Here is a 6,895-nt window from a genome sequence, read left to right on the forward strand (position 1 = left end):
AAAGATAAAATGACAACAACCAATAATATTCATACAGTTCCTCTGATGCATAAAGTAAAGAGGATTCATTTCATCGGTATCGGCGGTGCCGGTATGTGCGGTATTGCAGAAGTTCTTCTGAACCGTGGTTATACTATTTCTGGTTCAGATATCGCCAAGTCAAAAGTTACTGAAAGATTGGAAAAACTTGGCATTACTGTATTTATCGGTCATGCAGCTGACAATGTTAACGGCTCATCTGTAGTTGTTGTATCATCAGCTATTCATGAGGGAAATCCTGAGATTCAGAGAGCAAGAGAGCTTCATATCCCTGTAGTTCGTCGTGCTGAGATGTTAGGCGAGCTGATGCGTTACAGAAACGGCATTGCAATTTCAGGTACTCACGGTAAAACCACAACTACCTCTCTAATTGCCTCAATTTTTGCTCAGGCTAAACTTGATCCTACATTTGTGATTGGCGGTCTTTTAAACAGTGCCGGTACCAACGCTAGACTAGGCACCGGAAACTATCTGATTGCAGAAGCTGATGAGTCTGATGCATCATTCCTTCATCTGCTGCCAATGATGACCGTTGTAACCAACATTGAGCCGGATCATCTTGATACCTATGGCGGTGATTTCAACTGTCTGAAGAAGACCTTCGTTGAATTCCTGCACAATCTTCCTTTCTACGGTGTTGCTGTAGTATGCCTGGATGATCCTAACGTTAAGGAAATCATTCCTAAGATCGGTCGTACCGTTGTTACCTACGGTGAATCTGAAAAGGCTGATTTCAGAGTTGTTGATTTCAAGGAAATTGGCCCAAGAAGTGAATTCAAGGTTGTAAGAAAGGAGCATGCTCCTATCAGCATTGAACTTCCTGTTCCTGGTATTCACATGGCTAAGAATGCCGCAGCTGCAGTTGCTGTTGCAGTTGAGGCGGGTATTGAAGAGTCTGTAATCGTTGAAGCCTTAAAGAACTTCAAGGGTGTTGGACGCAGATTCCAGAATTACGGTAACTTCAAGACCAAGTCAGGTAAGGTTATTACTCTTGTGGATGATTACGGACATCATCCAACTGAGGTTGAGGCTACAATCAAGGCTGCAAGACTTGCATATCCGGACAAAGAGCTGGTTATGGTATTCCAGCCTCACCGCTATACCAGAACACGTGACTGCTATGAGGACTTCGTAAGAGTTCTTCAGCTGGTAGACAAACTGGTGCTGGTTGATGTTTATCCTGCAGGTGAAGAGCCAATTGCAGGTGCTGACGGCAGACATCTGTGCATGTCAATCAGATTAAAAGGCAAGATTGAGCCTCACTTTGTAGAGAATGTAAATGAGGTTCCAGAGTTACTTGAGAATCTTCTGGATGATGGCGCTCTACTGCTGACACAGGGTGCAGGTAACGTAGTTCAGGTTGCAAGAAATCTTTCTACACTGTTTGAAAAAGTTTAAGGATCACCATGTCTAAAAAAAGACACAGCCGCGGTTATTTTATCGCAGGCATCATTTTTGTGATGCTACTGCTGGGTCTTGTTGTTAAAGGTGATCTCTTAATCAAGCACTTTCTTTCTCAGTCAAATGCACTTCCTGTAAAGGCGGTACAGATTGACGGAGTTTTTAAGAATCTGACCAAAAAGAAGATAGCTGATATTACCGGCAGAGTATGTGCAGGGCAGAACATTGCAACACTTGATGTTAAGGTTCTGAAGCAGGAGCTTCTGAAGGAGCCTTGGATTGCTCAGGTTGCAATTCAGAAAAAAATGCCTGACACACTGATTCTGTCTGTGATTGAACATGTTCCTGCTGCTTACTGGAATGACAATGGTATCTATGATGCCAAGACCAGAAGCATTTTCTATCCAGACATGACGAAATTTGCTCTTCCTCTGGTAAAACTTGGTGCCTACAGAGACAATCTGTGCACGGATGTATATGACAGTGCAGTATCTTTTATCAGAGTTATGACGGACTCCCCATATCAGATGATTGAGTTATATCTTGATAATGTCCGTTGTTATACAATAACACTTGATAATGGTACCAAGCTTATTTTAGGCCGTGGTCAGAAAGATGGAATTGAAAGATTAAAAAGATTCATACGTTCATTTAAACATTCAGGACTGGATATAAATGACGTTGAGTATGTGGATTTAAGATATGATGTCGGGTTTGCTGTAGGAAAGAAACCTGCATCAGAAGATAATAAGAAGAATTAAGGGGACTTTTTTATGGCAATCATGAAAAAGAAAGGTAATAGTCCTGTAGCTATCAGTGATTCTGAACAGCAGATATATGCGTTGGATATTGGTAGTTCTTACATTCGTCTCGTATCAGGAATAGTTGAACCAAACAAGCAGATTAAGATTCAGGGCATGAGAGAATGTGTCAGCCAGGGTATGGTTCAGGGACATATTTCCGATATTAACAGCCTAGCAAGACAGATTGCCTATTTGATCCAGGATTATCAGAAAACCTATGGAGTAACCATTGAGAAGATAGTTACCGGAGTTCCTGGATGTTTTGTTGTTGCTGAGAATCAGCAGGGTCACTCTACAATTCAGTCTGGCACAATTGAAAAATCTGACCGTAACAAGGCTGTAAGAATGGCTATGGCCGGTGTGAAATTCAATTCTGCAGATTATTCCATCATTCATGCAATACCTCAGCAGTATGCAACAGAAAGCTCAGAGCAGGTAACCAATCCAATCGGCATGTATGCTAAGCGTTTATCAGCCAGTGTGCATGTGATTGGCTGCAGCTTCATGTTCAAGAATAACATTGAGAAAGCTATCAGAATGACTAATCCAGATCTGGATGTCTGCTCTATCATTTATGCAGGAAATGCCGCTTCAAGCGCAGTTTTAACTGATGCTGAGAAGGAAATCGGTGTTATTCACATAGATATCGGTGGCGGTACTGTTAACGTTACAGTTTACGAGGGCAAACGTCAGCTGTTATCATTTGGTATTGATGATGGAGGCAATTACATAACCAAGATGATTGCCAAGGAATTTTCAATTTCCATGAATAACGCTGAGTACATCAAATGCAATTATGGGTGTGCTGATTCCAGATTCCTAAGCGAGGATAGCGCAAATATTTCCATCAGAATTCCTGACAATGAGTCAAATACTACTCAGGTAAGTTCAAATGAGGTTGCTGTTCGCAACGGCACTCTTGCAGATGTTATCAATCGCGGTATCAGAAGCATGTGTGAACTTATCTTCCAGCGCATCAACTTCTATGGCAGCTCAACCCTAAAGAGCCTTGAGATTGGTGGCGGTATTGTTCTTACCGGCGGAACCTCAAAACTGCCGGGTATCGAGCAGGTATTTTCAGAGTGGGTACGTGATTACAACTTCCAGGATAATACATTCCTAAAATGCAATACCAAGGTAAGAGTTGGTCATCCTATTGGTATTGGTCTGTTTGAAAATGCTGGTGCACCAGAGGTTATCTCAGATTCAGATAAGGCTGTTGCAATAGGATTATTAAGATCTGCAAGATTTGATGATCTCAAGCAGTACACTGATGATGAGCGTAATGAGAAAGGGACAAAAGGCACAGGCTTTTTCAGAACTGTTGCCGACTGGATATCCAGAGAGCTTTAGCCTGTCTCCTAGGCTATTAAGTAGTGCGTGAGCTACTACAAAAAATTAGGGTTTAATTTATACAATAAGCCATATTTATTGGTATGATTTAGAAAAGATTTTTGCAGAGAGTAAAAAAATGAGCGATTTTCGTGTTGAGTCAGTAGCAAATGCAGGTGCAGGAACCACAATTACACCATCAGGTTCTTGCGTTATCAGAGTTCTTGGTATCGGTGGTGGCGGTGGTAATTCACTGCAGCACATGATCAATGAGAACCTTGAGGGTGTGGAATTTATCGCAGTAAACACAGATTCACAGGCTTTGGTTAACTCAACCTCTCCATTAAAGGTGCAGATTGGTGTTAAGTTAACAAATGGTCTGGGTGCAGGTTGTGATCCTAACAAGGGCCGCAAGGCAGCTGAAGAGTCCAAGGAAGATATCAAGAAATTGATTCAGGGCTCTGATATGGTGTTTATTACCGCTGGTATGGGCGGTGGTACCGGTACCGGTGCAGCTCCTATCATTGCTGAGATCGCAAAAGAGACAGGTGCTCTAACAGTTGCTGTTGTAACCAAGCCATTTAAGTTCGAAGGCAAGCGTCACATGGTTAATGCCGAGTCTGGTATTACCGAGCTGTCAAAACACGTTGATTCTCTGATTGTTATTGATAATGACAAGCTTTTAAAGAATCTTGGTGCAAATATTTCTATTGTTAATGCTTTCAATGCTGCTAACGACATTCTGTTAAATGCAGTTAAGGGCATTACCGATGCAATTACCAATCCTGGCTTTATTAACCTTGACTTCGCTGACGTTGTAACCGTAATGCGTGGTCGTGGTCATGCAATGATCGGTAACGGTGTTGGTCAGGGTGCTAACTTCGTTGAGGACGCAGTTGACAGAGCAATTCATTCTCCTCTTATTGAGCAGGTTGATATCAAGTCTGCAGCTGGTCTGTTAGCTAACGTTCGAGTAAATCCAAACTTCCCAATTACCAAGTGGGAAGAAATCTGTAACGCTATTCAGTCCTATGCTGATGAGGAAGCAGATTGCAAGTTTGGTATGAGTTTCGATGAGTCAATTTCTGAGGATCAGGTTTCAATTACCATTCTGATCACCGGTATCAGTGCAACTGACACCAACAACCCAGCCAACAAGGCTCGTTCTCAGATTGCTCAGGGTGCTGCAAGAGAGGCTGGAAAGCCAAACTTCTTCGGCAATGTTAACAATAACAATTTTGGCTTCCAGCGTCAGAATTCTCAGCCATCTCAGAATCAGCAGAATCAGTCTTCACAGATGGATAATTCTGGATTCTCTCGTCAGAACAGCTTCTCATCAGGATTCGGTTCTGCAAATCCTCAGGAGCCAACTTTCCGCAATGTTAACGAAATTGCAGAAGTTCCTGTTGATACTTTTGGTAAGAGCCCTGTTGAGGATTCAAAAGACGATTTATGGAATCTTCCTCCAATCCTTCGCTCTAAGTCAGAATAATTAGTATCTAATCAAGTTTATATAGATTAAGTTCCCATTCCTCTCGGTCTGGGAATTTTTTTTGTCCATTTCTTTTGAATTTTGTCTTTTCAAATTCTCCAAAAATTCAGTCAAAAAGGCTTTTTTAGAAAAATTTTTAACAAAATTATGATATTACTCAATTTTTTTTGAGATTGCGCTATGTCTGTTTTAAGACTTGAGTGCTACTATTTAGGTATAAGTACTTATTTTTTGGAGAGTGCCATGAGCGACGATTATTCAGTACAGGATTCTACTGAAACAAATAAAATTTATAACGCTAAGATTATCGTTGTCGGTGTTGGTGGCGGTGGATGCAATACCATTCAGCACATGATTGATAATGGTCTGCAGAATGTTGAATTTATTGCTGTAAATACTGATGCCAATTCTCTAACCAGATCTACTTCAGATATCAAGGTTCAGATTGGTGTAAAACTTACAAGCGGTCTTGGTTCAGGATGTGACCCTAACAAGGGAAGAAAGGCTGCTGAAGAATCCGCTGAAGATATCAAAAAGCTTCTTCAGGGAGCCGATATGATCTTTATTACCGCAGGTATGGGCGGTGGTACTGGTACTGGCGCAGCTCCAATTATTGCTCAGATTGCAAAGGAAGTAGGTGCCTTAACAGTTGCTGTGGTAACCAAGCCATTTACCTTTGAGGGTAAGCGTCATGCTGTAAATGCCGAGTCTGGTATTACCGAGCTTTCTAAGAATGTGGATTCTCTGATTGTAATTGATAATGACAAGCTTCTGCGAAATCTAGGCGCCAACATTGCCATTATCAAGGCATTTGAATGTGCTAACGATGTTCTATTAAATGCAGTAAGAGGCATTACAGACGCAATTACAGTTCCAGCATTTATCAATCTTGATTTTGCTGACGTGGTAACCATTATGCGAGGCAGAGGACATGCTGTAATCTGCAACGGTTTTGGTAAAGGACCTAACATGGTTGAGGATGCCGTAGACAAAGCTATCAATTCTCCTCTTGTTGATCAGGTTGATATCAAGTCTGCATCAGGTGTCATGGCCTATGTGAAGATCAATCCTAACTTCCCAATTATTCAGCTTGATAATGTCTGCTCTGCAATTCAGGCTTATGCTGATGAAGATGCTGACTGCAAGACCGGTATCTTCTTTGATGAGAATCTGGCAGAGGATGAGGTTTCTCTGACTCTTCTGATTGCAGGTATCAGTGCTGTTGATCCTAGAAAACCTGCCAATATGGCCAGAAAAGAACTGAATTCTCTGAATGAAAGAGAGGCTAACAAGGTAGCGATGTTCACCGATAGTACTCAGAATCAGACAGTGTCTCAGACAGAAAGCACAAGAATCTTTGAGTCAGGCGGAAATTCAGGAAGCAATCAGGGGCAGTCCTCTGAAGCATGGAATCTTCCTCCAATCTTAAATTCACGTAATGAATTTTAAACTCTAAGGTCAGCTGTCGCTGACCTTTATTTGTGTGCTCAGCATGAGCATTATCTATAGGGTGCAAGTCCCGAAGTCGCCCGCTAATGGGAAGACTTAGCAAATCCACAAGGTGGTTACGGTGACGTGATAGCTGAAAGCAGTGGATAGCAAATCTCTGGTCCGACGAACAGAAATCATCTATAGGCGAACTAGGTGGATAAGAGTGCAAATTAACTCAAAGTCCAATAATTAGACGGAACCTAGTGTGTAAAGATGGCGGATAGATGGAGTGAAAGATAATGTTCTTACCTGAGGAGGTCTTGTCAGCGGGGAACCGTAGTAACAACGAATGACAAGAAGTCAGCCGAGGTCATAGTAGCGAGGACTAAGCGTGAAG

General features: G+C 41.9%; 5 protein-coding genes. All 5 read left to right on the forward strand.

The features are described from left to right. Positions 1-9: 9 nt before the first annotated feature. The 5 genes from murC (at position 10) to ftsZ (B5D46_RS04115) (ending at position 6,516) form a co-directional block, all read left to right on the forward strand. The gene (gene murC / locus B5D46_RS04095; RefSeq protein WP_078928356.1) at positions 10-1,437 is read left to right on the forward strand and encodes a UDP-N-acetylmuramate--L-alanine ligase; all 1,428 of its coding nucleotides are present in this window, start codon (positions 10-12) and stop codon (positions 1,435-1,437) included. Between the two features lie 8 nt (positions 1,438-1,445). Continuing rightward, positions 1,446-2,201: a cell division protein FtsQ/DivIB gene (locus B5D46_RS04100; RefSeq protein WP_078928357.1), complete on the forward strand. Its 756-nt coding sequence runs from the start codon at positions 1,446-1,448 to the stop codon at positions 2,199-2,201. Positions 2,202-2,213: 12 nt separating this feature from the next. Then, positions 2,214-3,596 carry a cell division protein FtsA gene (gene ftsA / locus B5D46_RS04105; protein ID WP_078928358.1) on the forward strand — a complete coding sequence of 461 codons (1,383 nt, stop codon included), beginning with the start codon at positions 2,214-2,216 and terminating at the stop codon, positions 3,594-3,596. A 118-nt stretch (positions 3,597-3,714) separates the two neighbouring features. After that, positions 3,715-5,067 carry a cell division protein FtsZ gene (gene ftsZ / locus B5D46_RS04110; protein WP_078928359.1) on the forward strand — a complete coding sequence of 451 codons (1,353 nt, stop codon included), beginning with the start codon at positions 3,715-3,717 and terminating at the stop codon, positions 5,065-5,067. A 243-nt stretch (positions 5,068-5,310) separates the two neighbouring features. Next, a complete protein-coding gene (gene ftsZ / locus B5D46_RS04115) occupies positions 5,311-6,516 on the forward strand; it encodes a cell division protein FtsZ (RefSeq protein ID WP_159443017.1) in 1,206 nt (401 codons plus the stop codon). Positions 6,517-6,895: the final 379 nt, after the last annotated feature.

The organism is Succinivibrio dextrinosolvens DSM 3072, assembly GCF_900167015.1.
Taxonomy (GTDB): domain Bacteria; phylum Pseudomonadota; class Gammaproteobacteria; order Enterobacterales; family Succinivibrionaceae; genus Succinivibrio; species Succinivibrio dextrinosolvens.